This window comes from Geomonas propionica, from assembly GCF_016458235.1.
Lineage (GTDB): Bacteria > Desulfobacterota > Desulfuromonadia > Geobacterales > Geobacteraceae > Geomonas > Geomonas propionica.
Map to the genome: position 1 here is coordinate 186,277 of NZ_JAEMHK010000010.1, position 18,785 is coordinate 205,061.

At 63.9% G+C, this 18,785-nt stretch carries 20 protein-coding genes; 11 read left to right on the forward strand and 9 right to left on the reverse strand.

From position 1 onward, the window contains the following. Positions 1-10: 10 nt before the first annotated feature. From JFN90_RS14335 to JFN90_RS14345, 3 genes are read left to right on the forward strand one after another with little or no spacing between them, the layout of a single operon-like run. Positions 11-724, forward strand: a complete 714-nt coding sequence (locus JFN90_RS14335; RefSeq protein ID WP_199395800.1) for a glycosyltransferase family 2 protein — start codon at positions 11-13, stop codon at positions 722-724. Beyond that, positions 725-1,018, forward strand: coding sequence for a lipid-A-disaccharide synthase N-terminal domain-containing protein (locus JFN90_RS14340; protein WP_199395801.1), 294 nt, complete (start codon positions 725-727; stop codon positions 1,016-1,018). Then, a complete protein-coding gene (locus tag JFN90_RS14345) occupies positions 990-2,624 on the forward strand; it encodes an ArnT family glycosyltransferase (protein ID WP_199395802.1) in 1,635 nt (544 codons plus the stop codon). Before JFN90_RS14340 ends, JFN90_RS14345 begins: the two co-directional genes overlap by 29 nt. A 171-nt stretch (positions 2,625-2,795) precedes the next feature. Here JFN90_RS14345 and JFN90_RS14350 read toward each other — a convergent pair whose 3' ends face one another. Together JFN90_RS14350 and JFN90_RS14355 are read right to left on the reverse strand one after the other, a co-directional pair. After that, a complete protein-coding gene (locus JFN90_RS14350) occupies positions 2,796-2,993 on the reverse strand; it encodes an ArsR family transcriptional regulator (protein ID WP_199395803.1) in 198 nt (65 codons plus the stop codon). 118 nt (positions 2,994-3,111) lie between these two features. Next, on the reverse strand, positions 3,112-4,218 hold the full coding sequence (locus tag JFN90_RS14355) for a lipid II:glycine glycyltransferase FemX (protein WP_199395804.1): 1,107 nt from the start codon (positions 4,216-4,218) through the stop codon (positions 3,112-3,114). Positions 4,219-4,399: 181 nt separating this feature from the next. Between JFN90_RS14355 and JFN90_RS14360 the strand changes: the two genes are divergently transcribed. Further along, positions 4,400-4,768 (forward strand): hypothetical protein, encoded by a 369-nt coding sequence (locus tag JFN90_RS14360; RefSeq protein ID WP_199395805.1) that lies wholly within the window; start codon positions 4,400-4,402, stop codon positions 4,766-4,768. Positions 4,769-4,855: 87 nt separating this feature from the next. Then, positions 4,856-5,263 carry a bacteriohemerythrin gene (locus tag JFN90_RS14365; protein WP_199395806.1) on the forward strand — a complete coding sequence of 136 codons (408 nt, stop codon included), beginning with the start codon at positions 4,856-4,858 and terminating at the stop codon, positions 5,261-5,263. A gap of 64 nt (positions 5,264-5,327) precedes the next feature. Here the strand turns inward: JFN90_RS14365 and JFN90_RS14370 are convergent, their stop codons facing one another. From JFN90_RS14370 to JFN90_RS14390, 5 genes are all read right to left on the reverse strand, one after another. Then, a complete protein-coding gene (locus JFN90_RS14370) occupies positions 5,328-5,777 on the reverse strand; it encodes a YbhB/YbcL family Raf kinase inhibitor-like protein (protein ID WP_199395807.1) in 450 nt (149 codons plus the stop codon). Positions 5,778-5,826: 49 nt separating this feature from the next. Next, positions 5,827-7,023 (reverse strand): hypothetical protein, encoded by a 1,197-nt coding sequence (locus JFN90_RS14375; RefSeq protein WP_199395808.1) that lies wholly within the window; start codon positions 7,021-7,023, stop codon positions 5,827-5,829. Between the two features lie 63 nt (positions 7,024-7,086). Further along, positions 7,087-7,512 (reverse strand): four-helix bundle copper-binding protein, encoded by a 426-nt coding sequence (locus JFN90_RS14380; protein ID WP_199395809.1) that lies wholly within the window; start codon positions 7,510-7,512, stop codon positions 7,087-7,089. A gap of 90 nt (positions 7,513-7,602) precedes the next feature. Continuing rightward, complete coding sequence (locus JFN90_RS14385; RefSeq protein WP_199395810.1) at positions 7,603-8,151, reverse strand: MerR family transcriptional regulator; 549 nt, start codon at positions 8,149-8,151, stop codon at positions 7,603-7,605. Positions 8,152-8,200: 49 nt separating this feature from the next. Next, positions 8,201-8,383, reverse strand: coding sequence for a MerR family transcriptional regulator (locus JFN90_RS14390; protein ID WP_199395811.1), 183 nt, complete (start codon positions 8,381-8,383; stop codon positions 8,201-8,203). 282 nt (positions 8,384-8,665) lie between these two features. Between JFN90_RS14390 and JFN90_RS14395 the strand changes: the two genes are divergently transcribed. The 4 genes from JFN90_RS14395 to cowN all read left to right on the forward strand — a co-directional run bounded on the left by JFN90_RS14395 (position 8,666) and on the right by cowN (position 12,064). Next, positions 8,666-9,547, forward strand: coding sequence for a DUF362 domain-containing protein (locus JFN90_RS14395; RefSeq protein WP_199395812.1), 882 nt, complete (start codon positions 8,666-8,668; stop codon positions 9,545-9,547). Then, on the forward strand, positions 9,544-11,130 hold the full coding sequence (locus JFN90_RS14400; RefSeq protein WP_199395813.1) for a 4Fe-4S binding protein: 1,587 nt from the start codon (positions 9,544-9,546) through the stop codon (positions 11,128-11,130). The genes JFN90_RS14395 and JFN90_RS14400 overlap by 4 nt, the downstream gene beginning before the upstream one ends. Positions 11,131-11,310: 180 nt before the next feature. Next, positions 11,311-11,739 (forward strand): FKBP-type peptidyl-prolyl cis-trans isomerase, encoded by a 429-nt coding sequence (locus JFN90_RS14405; RefSeq protein WP_199395814.1) that lies wholly within the window; start codon positions 11,311-11,313, stop codon positions 11,737-11,739. Between the two features lie 19 nt (positions 11,740-11,758). Continuing rightward, positions 11,759-12,064, forward strand: a complete 306-nt coding sequence (gene cowN, locus JFN90_RS14410; RefSeq protein WP_199395815.1) for a N(2)-fixation sustaining protein CowN — start codon at positions 11,759-11,761, stop codon at positions 12,062-12,064. Between the two features lie 129 nt (positions 12,065-12,193). Here cowN and JFN90_RS14415 read toward each other — a convergent pair whose 3' ends face one another. Further along, positions 12,194-13,801, reverse strand: coding sequence for a methyl-accepting chemotaxis protein (locus JFN90_RS14415; protein WP_199395816.1), 1,608 nt, complete (start codon positions 13,799-13,801; stop codon positions 12,194-12,196). Positions 13,802-14,249: 448 nt separating this feature from the next. Between JFN90_RS14415 and ercA the strand changes: the two genes are divergently transcribed. Together ercA and JFN90_RS14425 are read left to right on the forward strand one after the other, a co-directional pair. Further along, positions 14,250-15,410, forward strand: coding sequence for an alcohol dehydrogenase-like regulatory protein ErcA (gene ercA / locus JFN90_RS14420; RefSeq protein WP_199395817.1), 1,161 nt, complete (start codon positions 14,250-14,252; stop codon positions 15,408-15,410). Continuing rightward, on the forward strand, positions 15,394-17,448 hold the full coding sequence (locus JFN90_RS14425; RefSeq protein WP_199395818.1) for a hybrid sensor histidine kinase/response regulator: 2,055 nt from the start codon (positions 15,394-15,396) through the stop codon (positions 17,446-17,448). Before ercA ends, JFN90_RS14425 begins: the two co-directional genes overlap by 17 nt. 5 nt (positions 17,449-17,453) lie before the next feature. On the opposite strand, the gene JFN90_RS14430 is transcribed toward JFN90_RS14425, so the two are convergent. Beyond that, the gene (locus JFN90_RS14430) at positions 17,454-18,536 is read right to left on the reverse strand and encodes a class I SAM-dependent methyltransferase (RefSeq protein WP_199395819.1); all 1,083 of its coding nucleotides are present in this window, start codon (positions 18,534-18,536) and stop codon (positions 17,454-17,456) included. Between the last annotated feature and the right edge of the window lie 249 nt (positions 18,537-18,785).

Consider the following 18,785-nt stretch of genomic DNA (forward strand, 5'->3'; position numbering starts at 1 on the left):
CAGAGAAAAAATGAACACTATCTCAGTCGTAATACCGGCCCACAACGAGGCGGACAACATAGGGAACCTGGTACAGGAAATCGTCGCCACGGGACTTGAGTGCGAAATCGTCGTCGTCGACGACGGCAGCACCGACGACACCCATGCCCGGCTGCTCGCCCTGAAGAACTCGGTACCCTCCCTCAAGGTGGTCCAGCACGACCGCGCCTACGGCCAGAGCGCCGCGGTGGCCACCGGCATCAGGCAGGCCGGCGGCACCATCATCGCCACCATGGACGGCGACGGCCAGAACAACCCGGCCGATGTCCCCAAGATGGTCGAGGCGATCCTGAAAAGCGACAACCCGAACCTGAAGATGGTGGCGGGTTACCGCAAGAAGAGGGACGATCCTCCCTGGCGCATCATCTCGTCCAAGCTGGCCAACGCATATCGCCGCTCCTTCCTGCGCGACGAGACGCCGGACACCGGCTGCGGCCTCAAGGTCTTCTACCGCGCGGCGTTCCTGGAGCTTCCCTTCTTCGACCACATGCACCGCTTCCTCCCCGCGTTGATCAAGATGAAGGGTGGCGACGTCATCTCCGTCGAGGTGCATCACCGCCCACGCACCGCGGGGGTCTCCAAGTACGGGACATTGAACCGCCTCTGGGTCGGCATCGTCGACATCTTCGGGGTGTGCTGGCTGCGCATGCGCGCAAAGAACGTAAAGATCACGAGGTGCGACTAGATGGTTTTAACGGAAAAGGCCTGGGTGGCCATCGGCCTGGCCGGGCAGTTCTTCTTCACCATGCGCTTCGTGGTGCAGTGGATCGCCACCGAGAAAAAGAGAAAGAGCGTCATTCCCGAGTCATTCTGGTACTTCAGCATCTTCGGCTCGTTGATCCTGCTGGTCTACTCCCTGTACCGCAAGGACCCGGTCTTCATCCTGGGCCAGGCCTTCGGCACCACCGTCTACCTTAGGAACCTCTTCTTCATCCACAAGGAAAAGAAAGATGCCGCAAGCGATCCGGCTGCTGATTAGAGAGCTGCGCCTCCCCATCGCGATCCTGGTCATCCCCGGGATCGTGCTTGCCCTGCTGCTCCCCTACTTCCCGGTGGATGAAACGCGCTACCTCGGCGTGGCGTGGGAGATGTGGAACAACCACTCCTTCATCGTGCCGCTGCAAAACGGGCTCCCCTACTCGCACAAGCCGCCGCTGCTCTTCTGGCTCTTGAACCTGGACTGGCTCCTGTTCGGGGTCAACGAGGGGACGCTGCGCTTCATCCCGCTCATCTTCAGCCTCTTGAACCTCACCCTGGTGTACCGCATCGCGCTCAAACTGTGGGACGACCGGCAGGTGGCGCGCTACGCGGCGGTGATCCTCGCCTCCATGCTCTCCTACCTGCTCTGGTCCAGCGTGATCATGTTCGACGTGATCCTGGCCTTCTGGGTGCTCGTCGCGGTGCTGGCGGTGGTCTCGGCGGCCCAGGAACACCGGCTCGCCTGGTACCTGCAACTCGGCGTAGCCATCGGTGGCGGCATCCTGACCAAGGGGCCGGTGGTGCTGGTCTACGTCCTCCCGGTCGCCCTTCTGGGCTTTCTCTGGGTGCCGAGGGAGCGCTTCTCCGGCAAATGGTACGCCTGGCTCGGGCTCTCTATTCTGATCGGCATCGGCGTGGTGCTCTTCTGGCTGGTCCCGGCGGCGCTCACCGGCGGCGAAACCTACCGGCGCGCCATCCTGTGGGGGCAGACCGTAAACCGGATGGCGAACTCCTTCGCGCACAAACGCCCCATCTGGTGGTACCTTCCCTGGATCCCGACGCTGTTGATGCCCTGGACCCTTTTTCCGCCGGCGTGGCGGGCGTGGAAGCGCCTCTCGTCCGACCCGGGCTTTAAGATGGTGCTGATCTGGGGCGCGGGGAGCGTGGTCGTCTTTTCGCTTCTGAGTGGCAAGCAGGTGCACTACCTGATCCCGGTGCTGCCGACCTTCAGCCTGCTTATGGCCCGCAGCGTCGCCGAGGAGCAGGGAGAGGCGGCGCGCTTCCGCTTCCCCATCGCCGGCCTCTACCTCTTTCTGGGGGCCGGACTGATCACCGCGTCGCTCATCAAACACGGCAAGCTCTTGAAGCACTTCGACCTCATGGAGATCAGGATCGCCGCAGCCGGGCTGATCGTACTGGGGGCAGTGCTCTTTATGCTGCGCCCGCGCACCATGCCCGCCCTGGTCAACCAGGTAGCCGTCGCCTCGCTGGCCTGCTGCCTCCTGTTCCTGGTTGGGGGGAACACCATGTTCCAGCGCTACGACCTGCACCCGATCGCCGAAGCGGTGCGGCAGAAACAGGCCGAGGGATACCAGGTGCTGCACACTGGCAAATACCACGGGCAATTCCATTTCCTGGCAAGGCTGAGCCAGCCTCTGGTTGAACTCCGCAGCCGCGACGAGATCCGCGCCTACGCGGCGACCCACGACAAGATCGCGCTGATCAGCTACGAGAAGGACACCCAGCCCATCGACCCCAAGAGTTACTACTTCCTGCAGCCCTTCCGGAGCAAGCAGGCCGTGATGTGGACCCGGGACGGCATCGCCACCTTCCTGGGCGAGGCGCCCGACAAGAAGGAGCCGACGGAAGCGCCCGACGCCGAATAAACAAAAAGGGCCCTCCGGCAACTGCCGGAGGGCCCTTTTCCGTCCATGGATCTCCCCCTACTTGTACCCCGCCTCTTTCCAGGCGTTCACCCCGCCCTGCAGCGCCCATACCTTGGTGAATCCCTTCTCTGCAAACTCAGCTGCCCGACCGGCAGACGTATGTTCTTGCGGTCAATTGCAGTAGAAGATGATCTCCTGGTCTTTCTTCACCTCGGGGAGCCTGGCGTTGAACTCGCCCATCGTCCAGGCTTTTTCCAGCCGGATGCCGCCACACATCTCCTCGCTGTCGTATGAGCAGACAAAGAGCGCCTCGCCTGCCTGCACCTTCCTTCGTGCCTCCTGAACCTGAATCCTTCTTGCCTCGGCCATGTCTTCCTCCTTCCATCCCGGTTGGGATGATCCCGAGCCACTGTGGCTCACTGCGCCATTAGCCTGTTCCCACCAGGCGGTACAAGGGTAGCAGAGAAACCTTCAAAACCAACCGGCGCTATCCCAGGTGGCGGTAACAGAAGTCACCCAGGTAGCTGAGCGCCGTATCGGGGGCCTTGTTGCAAACGAACTGCAGCAGCTTCTTGGCCATGGACTCGTCCCCCATGGCGCTGGAGTGGGGTGGAGCGTTGGGGTAAAGGAAATGGGGGAGGTCGGTGACCTGTGCACCCCAGTGGGACTTGAACTCCATCAGGCTCTTGTTGTGCTCCGAGGTCTGGCCGAAATCCAGCACCCGGTATCCCTGCAGGCAGGCCTCCCTGATCGCAGTCCAGAACAGGAAATGCACCGGGCTCGAGTCGTTGTGCAGGGCGTTGACCGCCGAGTACTCGATGGAGACGCGGCTTTTGAACTTGAAAAGGAGCAGGCCGGCGACGGTTTCGCTCCCCTTGCGGCACAACAGCAGCTCCACCAGCCCCTGCGGCCCAAAGGTCTGCCAGAGCGCCTTCACCAGCAGGTAGGGGTGGGGAGGCAAGCCCTTCCGCTTCCTGGTGACGCGGTGCAGCAGGTAAAACTCCCTGAGGTCCGACTCGCGCTTGCCGCGGATCAGGTGCAGGTCACACCGCTCCGCGCGGGCGATGCGCTGCCGCACGCAACTGCGATGAAAGCGTTGCCAGACCTGCTCCGGGTCGTCGCACAGGGTAAGCGAGTGGTGTTTGCGGAGGCAGTCGGCGTGGAACCGATCCCTGTTCAGCAGGTGCGCGGCGGCCGCGGTCCTGATCTCGACGCGGGAGATGCCCAGGCACTGCGCCAGGCACAGCACCGCTTCGCTCAGCAGCTCCATGTCTCCTGCATCGGTCACCAAGGGGTCACACAGGGTGGCGAAGGGGATGCTTACCAGCCGCCGGCCCGTGAGCCAGCTTTCCACGCTATATACCGGGAGCGCCGCCTTGATCCCGTCCGCGGCATCCTTGATGACCAGGTAGTAGCCGTACATATGGGGGAAATTGGCATCCAGTACCCGCTTCCATCCTGACAGGTGCGTGATCCAGCCGTAAGGGTGCTGCTGTACGAAGCGGTCCCAGCGGTGGTTGCGCAGCGGGTCGATGATACTGACACTGTTGCCGAGGGCCCCCTCGGCCAACTCCCTGTTAAGGTCGGCTGCCATGACGATTCCCCCACGCCTCCCGGGCAAATTAACAAAATCCCACTTTATCTGCGGCGGTGGCGAAGTCAAGTACCGGCGCCGGTCCGCTGCTCCTGCCGAAAAAATCAGGGCGCGTATTGAGGAACCGGGTGGCGCTGTTAAGATAAGCTTCGTCGTCATCCCCGGCAAAAGGAGCTAACGCATGAACAGCGACAATCTGGCACGGCTGGCGGATCTCCCCCTCAACTACCGGAGGGACCAGCGCAGCAACCTGGACCCCCAAGTCAGGCAGTTGAACCTGAAGCTTGGGCTGCAGTCGGCCCTGGATCTCTTTAGCGACCCGCGGGCGGCGCTGCTGGTGGGTGGCGCCCTCGGCCTTATCTACAAGCGCAGGTACGGCTTGGCTTCGCTGCTGGTAGGTGGGCTCGTGCTGCGGCGGGTGCTGTCACGTACCGGCGCCGGCGAGCGGGATGATGTGGCGCGCCAAAGAAGGGAAAAAGAGTTCGAGCGGCGCGCCCTCAAGGCACAGCGGGGGGACTACGGCCACCTGGAAGTGATCGCTTTCAAGTAACCGGCAATAAAGTGTTGCAGTTTTATGTGTTCCTGCCGATGATATGACCGAGTTGCTTATTTTTGACAGTTGCAGTCGGGGTAATCAATGACTCTGGTAGAGTGGGACAACACGCTGATCCTGGGAATGCCGCAGATCGATGAACATCACCAAAAGCTGGTCGACATCCTGAACCGGTGCTACCGTGCGCTCATGCTGCACGACCACAGCCACGAGTTGGAGGGGGTGGTCGCGGAGCTGCTCGACTACACCCAGTACCATTTCCGGACCGAGGAGCAGTTGATGGCGGAGCTCGACTATGCCGCGGCCCCCTCGCACGCCGCCGCCCACCGCAAGTTCATCAACTCCATCAACAACTTTAAGGACCGCTCCGATGCCGGCGAATCCTTCGTAGCCATCGACGTACTGGTATTCCTCAAGGACTGGCTGGTGGGCCACATCCAGAACACCGACCGCGCCTTCACCAACTTCATCAACGAACGCACCGAATCCTGACAAAAAGGCACCCGGCCCTGTACCAGCGACCGGGTGCCCCGTCCCTTGGTTTTCCTCCCTTCCGCTACCCCCCGCCGTAAAGTCCGGTAAGCGACGCCTCCGCGAGGATGTGGTCCTGCATGGCCACGTCCAGTTGCCCCTTGCTGGCGGTCCCGGGCAAGTCCAGGGTAGTGTCCAGCGCGTAGAGCCGGAAGATGTAGCGGTGGCTCCCCGAAGGGGGGCAGGGCCCGCCGTACTGGTTATGCCCCCAACTGTTCTTGCCGATCACCACCTCGCGCGGCTCGGCCTGCTCCACCAGCGAAGTCACCCTCGGCCCGATATTCCAGAGTATCCAGTGCACCCACAGCCCGTTCGGGGCGTCCGGGTCCTCCATGACGAGCGCCAGCGACTTGGCCCTTTCCGGGATGTTCTCGAACCTCAATTCGGGGTTCATGTTGTCGCCGTCGCAGGTGTATCGGGCGGGAATGCGCCCGTTATCCTGAAAGGCCGGGCTGGTTAACCGCAACTTTTCCATGAGTAACCCCCTTTTCCTGTACCGGCGCCTGGTGCGCCGGCACGCCTTGTCATCGCTCTGTCTTCTGCATAACCGCGGAAACCTTCACCTCGATCACCAGGTCGTCCACCTGGGCGAACTGCTCCGAGACGGCTCCCACCGGCCGCAGCAGTTCCACGTACCATTGCCCCTCATTCACCGCCCTTCCCACCGGGCTCGCGTTCAGGTGGGTGGCCATGCCGCAGAATTCGGAGCGGCGTACGGAGCGCCGGTTCTCCACCCGCCCTAGCAGGATCGGAGCGAGCTCGCGCTGGTCCACCTCCACCCGCTGACCGGACCTCAGGTAATGCGCCGCCTCGGGGAGCCGCACCACGGCCGACCAGGGGATGCCACCCGCCTCGCCGAGCAACGACGCACTCACGCCACGGAAGCGGCAGTTCTCGAAGCCCTGGAAGAGTTCGGCCGGGACCTGGAGCCGCACCGAGAAGCTGTCCCGGGCATGGCGCAACTGCCCCCAGGCGTTGCGGTTCATGAGGGCGCGAACGGAAAAGGCGCGGGTGAAGGCCTGTTCCCCCTGCAGGTAGAGCGCGAGCCATTCCAGCGCGTTCCGCGTCCAGATGATGTTGCTGGCGAGGGAGGCACCCAGGGTTTCCGACCAGGCACTGAGCGGCGAGGCGACCTCGTAGCCGAAGATGCGCCTCAACCCCTCCTCCGCCACCGCGACCCGGTTCAGCCCCTCCTCGTAGTCGCGGCACAGACGCCTGAGTACCAGGTCGCGCTGCTCGTCGAGCGCCAGGGGTCCCCCCGCGGCCACCAGTTCCTTCCTGCGCCGGATCGACTCGCCGCGCAGTTCGAGCATGCTGGTGATGACAACCGGCTCTTCTTCCGCTACGGCTTCGCCGGCGCTCTCCGCCTCGGGTGCCGCCTCTGCCGGCACCTCTCCCTCCGCCTCCTGCTGCGGTTCTTCTCCCGGGGCCTGCTCCTCGGCAGCCGCCGGTTCCGGGACAGGCTCCTCCGCCGCCGGCGGTTCCTCCCCTTCCACCCGCTGCCGGTCCAGTTTCAGTTCCTGCTCCAGGATCTCCAGGTCATGGCTTAGCTCCTGCCAAGCCCGGTCCAACGCGGCATACTCCCTGAATTCGGCGACAGCGCGCGCCAGCAGTCCCTCCGCCTGCTCCAGCAGCACCTCGACCTGGCGCGGCTCGAAGCGTGCGGCAAGCATTTCCGGATCAGGTCGATACGCGACGACGTTACAGGCCAGCTTGCTCATGTGCAGCCTCCCGGTCTTGTCCCGGCTCGGAATGGGGGGCGGCCTAAGCCGCCCCCGGCACTGTTACAGGAAGGTGGTCCTGGTTCCCTCGGACAGGCGCGAGATCAGGTCCTGGCAGATCTTCTCGCAGTTCTGGCAGCTGGCCCGGCAGATACGGCAGTGCTGGTGCATCTCGGAATGGACCTCGCACTCCTGCATACAGAGGCGGCAGGCGACGGCGCAGCTCTCGAGTTGGGTCCTGAGCAGTTGGGGGACGGGATCGGTCTGGCGGGCAAGGATGCGGGCGGTGGTCTGGCAGATGTCGGCGCAGTCGAGGTTGAGACTGATGCACTTGGTGAGGTCCTGCACCATCTGCTCGCCCAGGCAGGCATCAGCGCAGCTTGTGCAGACGTCGGCGCACTCCACCAGCGAGTTGATGCACTCGGTGATAGCCGTAATGTCCATGGTGAGTTTTCTGGGATGGGCGGCGAACATCTCGGTTGTTTTCATGTGGTTCTCCTTGGTCAGGTCGAATGGGCCTGCAAACAATCAGCACATTCTAACTATATGCTTGGAGAATTCAACGCGGAGCGGGAAGTTCTAGCGCGTCCGGGAAGACCGGGCCGGCGCGGCTGCCGCGGACCACTCCCGGATCACCTGCGCCTCCTGCTCGGGAATGCCGAGGCCGAGCAGGAAGGTGTGGTGCGCCTGGGGGGCCCGCCGCTCGAACTCGGCATGCCAGGTTTCCATGGCTTTGTCGTCCATGCCCGCGGCACGCAGCATCGCTACCCAAGTCTCCTTGTCCACGCTCTCGGGGAGCCCCCCCTCCGACTGCACCCGCAGCATCCGGGCCAGCAGGTGCTGCTGGACCTGAAGGGCGCGGATCTCTGCGCCGATGGCGGCAAGGCGCTTCCTGAGCACCGATGTTTCCCCTTCCTGCGACTCCAGGACGGCGCGGGTCTCCTCGACGGAGAGCCCCGCCTTGCGGAAGGAGACGATAGCCGCCAGTCGCTCCAGATCGGTCTCGGAGTAGAGCCGGTAACCTGCCTCGCTGCGCCCGGAGGGTGAGAGTAGTCTCTCCTGGTCGTAGTAGAGCAGCGTGCTGCGGGACAGGCCGAACTTCCGGGCCAACTGGCTGATGCGGTACATGAAACCTCCTGCGAAGGAAGCGGCCCCGGGCCTACCCGGGGCCGCGAGATCAGGCGTGATGCTTGCGGACGGCCGCGATGCGCTCGGCCGGAAGCCCCAGCCATTTCAGGAACTCCTGGTGCCCCTCCGGATTCTCCCGCTCGAACAGGCGATGCCACTGTTCCATGGCCGCATCGTCCAGCCCTATCGCCCGGAACCGGGCCGTCCACTCCTCAACTGTCACTTTGCTCATAGTCGTCGCTCCTTTGTGCTGTTTGTGGCGTCATGGCCATGACAGCAGGCATACTAAACCGTGAAGCTGTAGACGGGTCAATAGAAAAACGAAAGATGTTCAACGTTCAATGTTCGCGGAACGAGGGACAGGGGACGGAGGGCGGGGGCGCGAGAAAGCGTGGGAGGCTGACGCTTTGCGCGGCGGGCCTCCCTTTTTCCTCTGCACGCGTTGAATTCCCGGTGCACGCCCCTATAATGAGACCTGGCGTCACGCCGCTCACATCTTTGCCGGGAGGTTTCCATGGAAAGACGGCAGTTTATCAAGATACTGGGCATGTCCTCTCTTTTCCTGCATGGCTGGCTGCGCAACCTCTTTGCGGCGCAAGGGCCCGTGGTGGCAGTGGCGCAAGGCACCGACCATGCCGCCATCACCCGCAAGGCACTGGCGGCGCTGGGCGGCATGCAGCGCTTCGTGAAACCGGGGCAGACCGTGGTGGTGAAGCCCAATATCGGCTGGGACCGCACCCCCGAGTATGCAGCCACCACCAATCCGGTCGTGGTGAAGACGTTGGTGGAGGAGTGCCTGAAGGCGGGCGCGAAAAGGGTGAAGGTATTCGACCGGACCTGCAACGACGCGCGGCGCTGCTACGCCTCCAGCGGCATCGAGTCTGCGCTACACGGCATGAAAGGGGTTGAGGTGAAGCACCTCGAGGAGGAGCGCTTCAAGAAGGTGGCGTTGAACGGAAAGGTGCTCAAGGAGTGGGAACTCTACGGTGAAGCGCTCTCCGCCGACGTCTACATCAACGTCCCAGTTGCCAAGCACCACGGTCTGAGCCGCCTTACCCTCGGCATGAAGAACGTGATGGGGATCATGGGAGGCAACCGCGGCTCCATTCACAAGAACATCGACCAGGCGCTCGCCGACGTGAACGCCTCCTTCCGTCCTCAACTCACCCTGATCGACGCCACCAGGATCCTCACCGCACACGGCCCCCAAGGCGGGAACCTCGCCGACGTCAAGGTCCTGAACCAGGTGATCGCCTCCACCGACATCGTCGCCGCCGACGCCTACGCCACCACTCTCTTCGGCCTGAAACCCGCCGATATCGCCGTGACCCGTGCCGCCTACCAGCGCGGGCTGGGCGAGATGGACCTCGACAAGATGAGGATCGTTCGGGTTTGAAAAAGGTCACCTCCTCCCGCATCTCCCAGCTTTTGTTCCTCGCCCTGTTCCTGGTCCTGTTCCTGATGACCGAGTACCGGGGGAGCGACCGCATCGTGGCGGCGGTGAACGGATTTTTCCGCGCCAACCCGCTCACCGCCGCCAGCACCATGCTGGCGGCGAGAGAGTACCAGCCGCTACTGTTGCCCGGCCTGCTCGTGCTCGTTGCGGCCCTGTTCCTGGGCCGCTTCTTCTGCGGCTGGATCTGCCCGCTCGGCACCATCCTCGACCTCGTCACCGGCAGGATCCGCAAGGTCGGCGCCCTCCGCGCCCTCACCGGACGCGCCAAGTACTGGCTACTCCTGCCGCTATTGACCGCCTCCCTGCTCGGGGTGAACCTGGCCGGCCTCTTCGACCCCATCGCGCTCCTCCTGCGCGCACTCACCTTCTTCTTCCACCCCCTGTTCGGCGACACCGTGCGCGGCGGCTGGCGCTCACTGTACGGCGTCATGGGGGAGCGGCGCGACCTGCTCGACCCCGGCTACCGCCTGCTGCGCGATTACCTGCTCCCTTTCCGGGAAACCCTCTACCCGCTCGCCTTTCTCTCCGCCTTTCTGTTCATGCTGATCCTGTTCCTGGAACGCTACGAAAGGCGCGCCTGGTGCCGCCGCCTCTGTCCGCTCGGGACGCTGCTCGGGCTGGTCTCCCGCCTGGGTCCCCTGCACCGCACCCCCGCGAAGCTATGCGCCGACTGCCAGGCCTGTCGCGAGCACTGCCCCACCTCCTTCGACCGGGATCTGCTGCAAATGGATGAATGCATCCTTTGCCTGGAGTGCTCCCTGCGCTGCCCGTCGCAGCGGGTTCGCTTCCGGTTTGCCGGGTCGTGCCCACAGGTCGGGCCGGTCATGGAGCGGCGCGTCTTCCTCGGGGGGCTTGTGGGCGGGGTGGTACTGGCCAAGGGGTTCCGCTTCCGGGAGCCCGCCGCGCAGGCGAAGCTCTTGCGGCCGCCGGGTGTGCGCGACGAGGATGACTTCCTGAAAAAGTGCGTGCGCTGCGGCGAGTGCATGAAGGTCTGCCTGAGAAGCGCGCTCTATCCCGCCTTCTTCCAGGCCGGGGTAGAAGGGATGTACACGCCGCTACTGGTGCCGCGCCTTGGCTATTGCGAGTACAACTGCACCCTCTGCGGCCAGGTCTGTCCCACCGGCGCCATTCCCGATCTCGGCAGGGAAGAGAAGCAGCGCCAGGTGATCGGCAAAGCTGTCTTCGACAAGAACCACTGCCTCCCCTTCGCCAAGAGGATCGACTGCATCGTCTGCGAGGAGCACTGCCCCATCCCCGGCAAGGCGATCCGCTCCGAGCGGGTCGAGTTGACCGGCTTCGACGGGGTGAAGAGAGTCGTGCAGCAGCCCTACGTCGTAGATGAGCTCTGCAACGGCTGCGGCATCTGCGAGAACGTCTGCCCCTTGGAAGGAAAGGCCGCCATCGAAGTGTTCCGGGTGAAAGACCGGACCCCGCTCAAAGAGGTTTCACCCGCCCCCGCTATGCCCGGCGCACCCCCTCCAGATGCCTCCCCCTACACCGACCCCTACGGTGGCAATTCCTAGAACTTGTACCGTCATCACTTCCCGCTCTCCCGCTCTCCCGCCCAAGCCCCGCCTTCGCCCGCCCTTCCTATACCTCCCATCGCAATGTTGCCGCTGGTCTAGGAGTTGCAAGCCCGTCCTATGCCCCGTCGGCACCTGCCTGTCGGCGCCGGCAAAAACAGCAGCTAAGGAGACGCAGCTATGGCGGCAGCCAGCATGGGAGACACCATCACCATCAGCTACATCGGCACCCTGGACGACGGCACCATCTTCCACAGCACCGAGGCGGAAGGCCCGCTGACGGTCACTCTGGGGGCGGGGGAACTGTTTCCCGCGCTGGAGAAAGCGATCATCGGCATGCGCCCGGCCGAAACCCGGAACATCGCCCTGAGTGCCGACGAGGCGTACGGCGCCCGGCTCACCGAGAACGTCATCAAGGTTCCCCGCCGCAGTTTCCCTGCGGAAAAAGAAATCAGGGCGGGGCAAAAACTGGGCATCGAGTTCGCCGGCGGCACGGCGCGGGTGATGCTGGTGACCGAGGTGAGCGAGGAAGCGGTGACACTGGATGGCAATCACCCCTTGGCCGGCTACAACCTCACCTTCGCGCTGCGCCTGGACCTGGTCCGGTAGCCTACCGAGGAGCGCCGAGATGCAGAAGCAGGACAAACCGGATCGTTACATTTCCTTTGCGGGGATAGAAGGGTATAAGAACTCCCGAGAGCTGGTCGCACTCTTGCGCCGGCACATCGACGCCCCGGGCAAAAGCAACCCATTCTGGGAGAAGTTCAAGGAGAAGCTGGCGCGGGTCGGGCAGCCGGACCAAAACGGCGGACGCAGCCTGGACGAGTTGTTCCTGGTGCACTCCTACATCAACGACATCCGCGGGCTCTTCGAGGAGTACGATGACGAGGCCGCCCTGGAGCTACTGGAGCAGGTAGAAAGGGAAAGTTGCTGAAGTATGGCGCGGCACCCCTGCAGCTGCTCGGACTGCGAGGAGAGCTCTTCGGCGGTGGCCGACATCTGCTCGCTTGCCGAGGCGTTTCCGCCCCGCTCCCCTGCCTGCAATCTTTTTGTCGGCCTGCACCTATACCTGGAAATGCTCCACCATCTGCTGCAACTGTTCCGCATTCCGGTAAAGTTCGCGCGCAGCAACGGCCGACTCGTTGGCGCCTGAAGCCGTCTGCTGCACGATCAGGGTGATCTGCTGCATGCTGCCGGAAATCTCCCCGGTCGTCGCGGTCTGCTCCTCGGCCGCCGTCGCCACCTGGTTCACCTGCATGGCCACGTCATGCACCTGGTCCAGTATCGCGCGCAGGGCGTCACCCGATTTGGCTGCCTCCGCCGTCCCCGCCGTCACCTGCTCGACCCCCTGTTCCATCACCGCGACCGCGCCCCGCGTTTCTCTCTGGATGGCCTTGATCATGTCATCAATCTCGCGGGTGGCACGGCTGGTCCGTTCCGCCAGGGCCCGCACTTCGTCGGCGACCACGGCAAATCCTCTGCCCTGTTCGCCGGCACGGGCCGCTTCGATAGCGGCATTCAGCGCAAGCAGGTTGGTTTGGTCGGCAATTTCATCGATGGTGACGATGATGGCGCCGATCTGGTCGGAACGCTCCCCAAGACTCGCCACCGCCTGGGCCGATTCCTGAACCTTCGTCGCGATGTCCGCCATGGCCGACACGGTCCGATCCACCACCTGGGCGCCTTCCTGGGCAGTGGCGCTGGCGAGATTGGCGCCTTCGGACGCCTTCAGGCAGTTGCTGGCGATGTCCCCGGAGGTAGCGGACATCTCCTCACCCGCGGTGGCTACCGTCGTCGATTGCTGCGCCACCTGCTCCGCAGCCGCGGCTATTTTTTCCGCACCGGCACTGAGCCGTCCCGACTCTGCCACCACCTGCTGCGAATTCGCGGCTATTTGCCGCACCATGCCTTGCAGCTCCTGCACGAACTCGTTGAAATCGCCGGCGGTTTGCGCGAGTTCGTCCCGACTGTTGATAGTGGCCCGACAGGTGAGGTCCCCGGCGCTCACCGAGGTGAGCAGCGCACGGATGGCATTGACCGAAGCCATGATCGCCCTAAGCAGCACGAGGCCCAGAGCTCCCTGCAGCAGGGCACCCGCGATACCGATGCCGACCGCCAGCGCCAGCGCCTTTTTGCGCTGGGCGTCGAAATCCTTGTCAGCCTGGCGCATCTCCTTGACCAGGGAGTCGGTCACCTGGTCCATCGCCTTCTCGATCTTGTCCAAGTGGGCGTCGATCTGGTTGTCCAGATCTTTTACCTCCTTGGTGTTGCCGCGCCCGGCCTTCAGTGCCGGCAGCATCTGTTCCTCGAAGGTCCGGATCACGCTGGTCGTGGCGACCTCTACTTCCGCCGCCAGCTTCTTTTCCTCCGTGGTATCGGCGTTCGCCACGGCGTCCCGTAGCGACTTGAGCACCTCCGCCTTCTTGGCCTGCCAATTCTTCGATGTCTGCTCCAGATCCCCGTTGATCTCGGCATCGGCTATGATCCGGTACAGCGCGACCCCCCCCATGGAGGCCTCTTTGGCGAGGACCGCCGCGTCGGAGCGCTGCGCGCTTTCGTCCTGCATGGTCCCGAGCATGGCGATGGTACGGAATTCCAAGGTAACGATGACGGCGATGGTGATCAGCATTACCACCAAGTTGACGATCATCTTGGCCCGTATGGTAGACATGCGCTTCTCCTTTGGCTCTTATGAAAAACCTTGTTCCAGCTGAGCTATTCGGAAGCGGGCCGCTTTTCATGAATGAGAATAAACGAACCCGCGTCTTCCGTTCTCCCTACGACAGAAGCTATTGCTGTCACAGAGCCTCACAGGGTCGCCCCAATAATGGGAGTTCTCGCGCAACAGTCTCTGCACAGTTTTTTACTGTCTCCATTCCGCACTCACTGTAAGTCGTACCGCAGCTGCCGACGTTCCGACTCAGAGCTCGAAGATTTCCACCGACGTCAAATTTGTCATAAAGTTTTTGCGCCACCGGTCGATTAAAGTGCACTAAACAAGAGGTGCTTAACCATGGCAATAACGTACAAATACTGCTACACTACGTGGGTTGCCGGTAGGTTTTGCTGTCCTTGCAGTCTGTGATTGACGGGTGATTGTTCGATCAGGGAGATGGGAGATGGCGGAAGGTCTGCAGCTTAGAAAATTTCTTGCTCCCGAGTTCATCTTCGGAGCTGGAGCGCGTGAGTTGGCCGGGCGCTACGCCAAGAACCTCGGCGGGCGCAAGGTCCTGGTGGTGTCGGACCCGGGTGTGGTCAAGGCGGGGTGGACCAAGGACGTCACCGACAGCCTGGATGCTGCCGGCGTCTCCTGGGTCCTCTTCACCGCCCTGACCCCCAACCCCAAGGCCGACGAGGTCATGGCCGGCGTCGCGCTGTACCAGGCGGAGCACTGCGACGCGCTGGTGGCAGTCGGGGGCGGCAGTCCCATCGACTGCGCCAAGGGTATCGGCATCGTCACCTCCAACCACAAGCACATCCTCGAGTTCGAGGGGGTCGACATGGTCAAGGCCCCCATGCCCCCCCTGATCTGCATCCCGACCACCGGCGGCACCTCCGCCGACGTCTCCCAGTTCACCATCATCAGCAATCCGCGCGAGCGGGTTAAGATCGCCATCATCAGCAAGTCCGTGGTGCCGGACATAGCGCTCATCGACCCGGTCACCCTGATCACCATGGATCCCTATCTCACCGCCTGCACCGGGTTGGACGCCATGACCCACGCCATCGAGGCCTTCGTCTCCACCGCCAGTTCCACCATGACGGACCTGCACGCCCTGGAGGCCCTGAGGCTTTTGTCGGCGAACCTGGTGCCGAGCATCCGGGAGTTGGACAACGAGGAGCTGCGCGGCAACGTGATGATGGGGAGCCTGCAGGCCGGTCTCGCCTTCTCCAACGCCATCCTCGGCGCCAACCACGCCATGGCCCACAGCCTGGGGGGCGCGCTGGACCTGGCCCACGGCGAGTGCAACGCCATCCTCCTCGATCACGTCATCGAATTCAATTTCGACGCGACCCCGGAGCGTTTCGAGCGGATCGCCCAGGCCTTAGGGCTCGACCTGCGCGGCCTGACCCAACCCGAAAAGAAGAAACGCCTCCTGGAACACGTCCGCAATCTGAAAGCCGAAGCCGGTGTGGGACGCACCCTGGCCGAGGTCGGGGTGGGGCGCGACGACCTGACGCTCTTCTCCAAGCACGCCCTGAAAGACCCCTGCATGGCCACCAACCCGCGCCGCGCCTCCAAGAGGGACATAGAGGTTGTCTATGAAGAATCCCTCTGACCCCCGTCTCCCTGGCGACGCCGACGAACCGCAGGACTCCGCCGAAGCCTCCGCCCAGGACGCGCTGGAAGCGCTGCAGCGCAAGCTGGCCGGGCTCGGGGAAACCTCCATGCGCAAGACCTACTATCCAGAACTACAGCAGCGCCTGGAGGAGCTGGAGCGCCTCAAGGCTTTTCTGGACCACAGTAACGACGCCATCTTCCTGGTCGAGGTGCTGACCGGGAGGATCGTCGACCTCAACGAGTCCGCCAGCCGGCAGTTGGGCTGGAGCCGGGCCGAGCTGCTGGAGAAATCCCTTTTCGATCTTTCCGACCTGCAGGACAACCCCGCCGCCGTCTCCCTGATCCGCTCCACGGCCGATGCCGCCGAGGTGCGCGACCTGATCGTCACCGAGCTGCACCGGCAGGATGGCGGTAGCTTCTGGGCCGAACTGATGCTGAACCGGATGCACTTCCGGGACCGCGCCTACGTCCTGGCCGTTGCCCGCGACATCACCCAGAGGCGGGCCGTCGAGGAGGCGCTGCGCCAAAGCGAAGAGTTCCTGAAGAACATCGTCGACCACATCCCCGCCATGATCTTCGCCAAGGACGCCCAGCAGCTGCGCTTCATCACCATCAACAAGTACGGCGAGGAACTACTCGGGTACACCCGGCGCGAAATCCTCGGCAAAAGCAACGCCGATCTTTTCCCCCCCGACCAGGCCGAGTTCTTCAGCCAGAAAGACCGGGAAACCCTCGAGCAGGGGGAGCTGGTCGAGATCCCCGAAGAGGTGGTTTCCACGCCGGTCGGGGACCGGGTGCTGCGCACCAAGAAGATCCCGCTGCTGGACGGACAGGGCAAAGCCCGCTATCTGCTCGGCATCGCCGAAGACATCACCGAGCGCAAGCAGCTCGAGGAGAAGCTGGTCCAATCCCAGAAGATGGAGGCCATCGGGCAGCTGGCGGGCGGTGTCGCCCATGACTTCAACAACATCCTCATGGTGATCCTCGGGTACGGCAGCATGCTCAGAAACGACGCCGCCCTGGCGGCGCCGCACCGCGAACAGGTGGACCGGATCATGGACGCGGCCGACAAGGCGGCGCAGCTCACCTCCGGACTGCTCACCTTCAGCCGCAAGCAGGTGATCAAGACCCAGACCGCCGATCTCAACGAAGTAATCCGGCACGTGGAGAAGTTCCTGTCCCGCATCATCGGCGAGGACGTGCAGCTAAAGGCCGTGTTCGCCCGCCACCCCCTGCCGGTGGACATCGACGCCAACCAGATCGAGCAGGTCCTGGTGAACCTCTCCACCAACGCGCGCGACGCCATGCCGCAGGGCGGGCTCCTCACCGTGGAAACCTCGCTGCTGCGCATCGACGCCGGCTTCGTCCAGGCCAACGGCATCGGGGAGCCCGGCCCCTACGCGGTGATCTCCATCTCGGACACCGGCGTCGGCATGGACGACGCCACCAGGAAGAGGATCTTCGAGCCCTTCTTCACCACCAAGGAGGTGGGCAAGGGCACGGGCCTGGGCATGTCCATCGTCTACGGGATCATCAAGCAGCATTCCGGCTTCGTCAACGTCTACAGCGAGCCCGGCATCGGCACGACCTTCAGGATCTACCTCCCCCTCAGCGTGACCAGCCCGCTTGCCGAGGCAGTGCTCCGGGATATGGAACAGCCCAAAGGGGGGAGCGAGACCATCATGGTGGTCGAGGACGAGGCCGACCTGCGCGTCCTCCTGGAGCAGATCCTCACCGGCGCTGGATACCGGGTCATCATGGCGGAAAATGGCGCGGTGGCGATCCAGCAGTACGCGAAGTCCGGCAAGGAGATCTCGCTGGTGCTCATGGACATGATCATGCCCGGGATGAGCGGCAAGGATGCCTGCAAGGCGATCCGGGCGATCGACCCGAACGCGCGCGTGCTCTACACCAGCGGCTACACCATGGACATCATCAAGAGTCGGGACCTGCTCGAGGAGGGGACGGAACTGCTCATGAAGCCGGTGCGGCCGCGGGAGCTTTTGCAGAAGGTCCGGGAGATGCTGGACGCCTAGCAGCGTCAGCTGCGGCTGTGCATGAGCAAAAGGCGGTCGGCGTAGTCGCCGGCGCGGGCGAGCTCCGTGGGAGAGAGATCAGCCGCCGGGACGGGGTTGCGGAAGCGGCGCAGGAAGCCGCGTTCGGCGCCGTTCAGGGCGGCATTTTTGTGCCCGAGGCGCCCGGGCAGGTGCAGCGTCCCCAAGCGCCAGGTGGCGAGCGCCGTGGCCAGGCAGGGGTTGAGCCGGAACACCCCATGCGGGCCCGTGCAGGGCCCCTTGCTGTGGCGCCCCAGGTAAAGCACGAAGTTCCCCGGCGCCTGCTTTTCCGCCTCCAGGGCCCGTATCCGCGCGATCTCCCGCTCCGGCTCCGGCAGCGCGCCGTGGTGGGCGAAGCGCAGGGGGGTGAGGCCGCTCTCCGCCACCAGTTCCAGGAAGGGATCGATGCGGTAGCTGGTCACCTGCGGGTGGAGCAGCGCGTCGGCGAGCCCGGAGCGGCTGGCGACCTCGTCGGAACTCTCGAAGAAGCCCCTCAGGCGGGAGTCCTTCCCGCTTCTGCGCACCATCCCCCGCACCTGTTCCGGGTCCCGCACCTGCAAGAGTCTGAGCGCGCGGCGAATGGAGTCCTCCTCCCTGCGCGTGTAGTGGCTGTAGACCATTACCCGCAGGATCCCCCCCTCGCCCAGCCGCGCCGCCAGCGCGCGCAACCCCGCCTGCGGGTCCGCCAGGTGGTGCAGCACGCCGTAGGCGTCGATGAACCCGTAGGGGCCGGGTGTCATGCCCGGGTCGCAGAGGTCTCCGGGGACGAAGTCGACGCCGGAGATGCCGTGCAAGAGGCAGTGCAGCCGCGCCCGCCGGAGGCTCTTGTCGGATAGGTCGAGCGCCGTGATGGCTATATCGGGATTGGCCAGGGCGAAGGGATAGGGTGCGAAGCTGCCGCAGCCGGCGATCAGGATGCGCCGCGAGGGAGCGGGGGCGAGCTCGCCGTTGAAGAGGGACCAGAGGGCGTCCAGGTTGTTGGCGTAGGTATCGCGGCGGCGCACCGAGGCGAAGAGCGGGTAGTCCGGGTAGGGGTAAAGTTCGTAGTGTTGGCGGACGCTTGCGGGCATGAGGGACACTCTAGCGTGCGCCGGCCCGCTTGGCAAGGCTTCCAATGAGAAACGCAGGAAGTATCTGACTTGTGAAAAGGTCCGGCCGAACATGGAACATGCTGCACCTAAGGGCTGCACGCGAACCAGCGTCCCCCCTTTGCGAAGGGGGGACAGGGGGGATTTGCCTCTCTGAGCTATCTTCACTTTTGAGGACACACCATATATCCTAACGGACCAGGAGGGTGTGTCATGAGATCGAATCGCAAG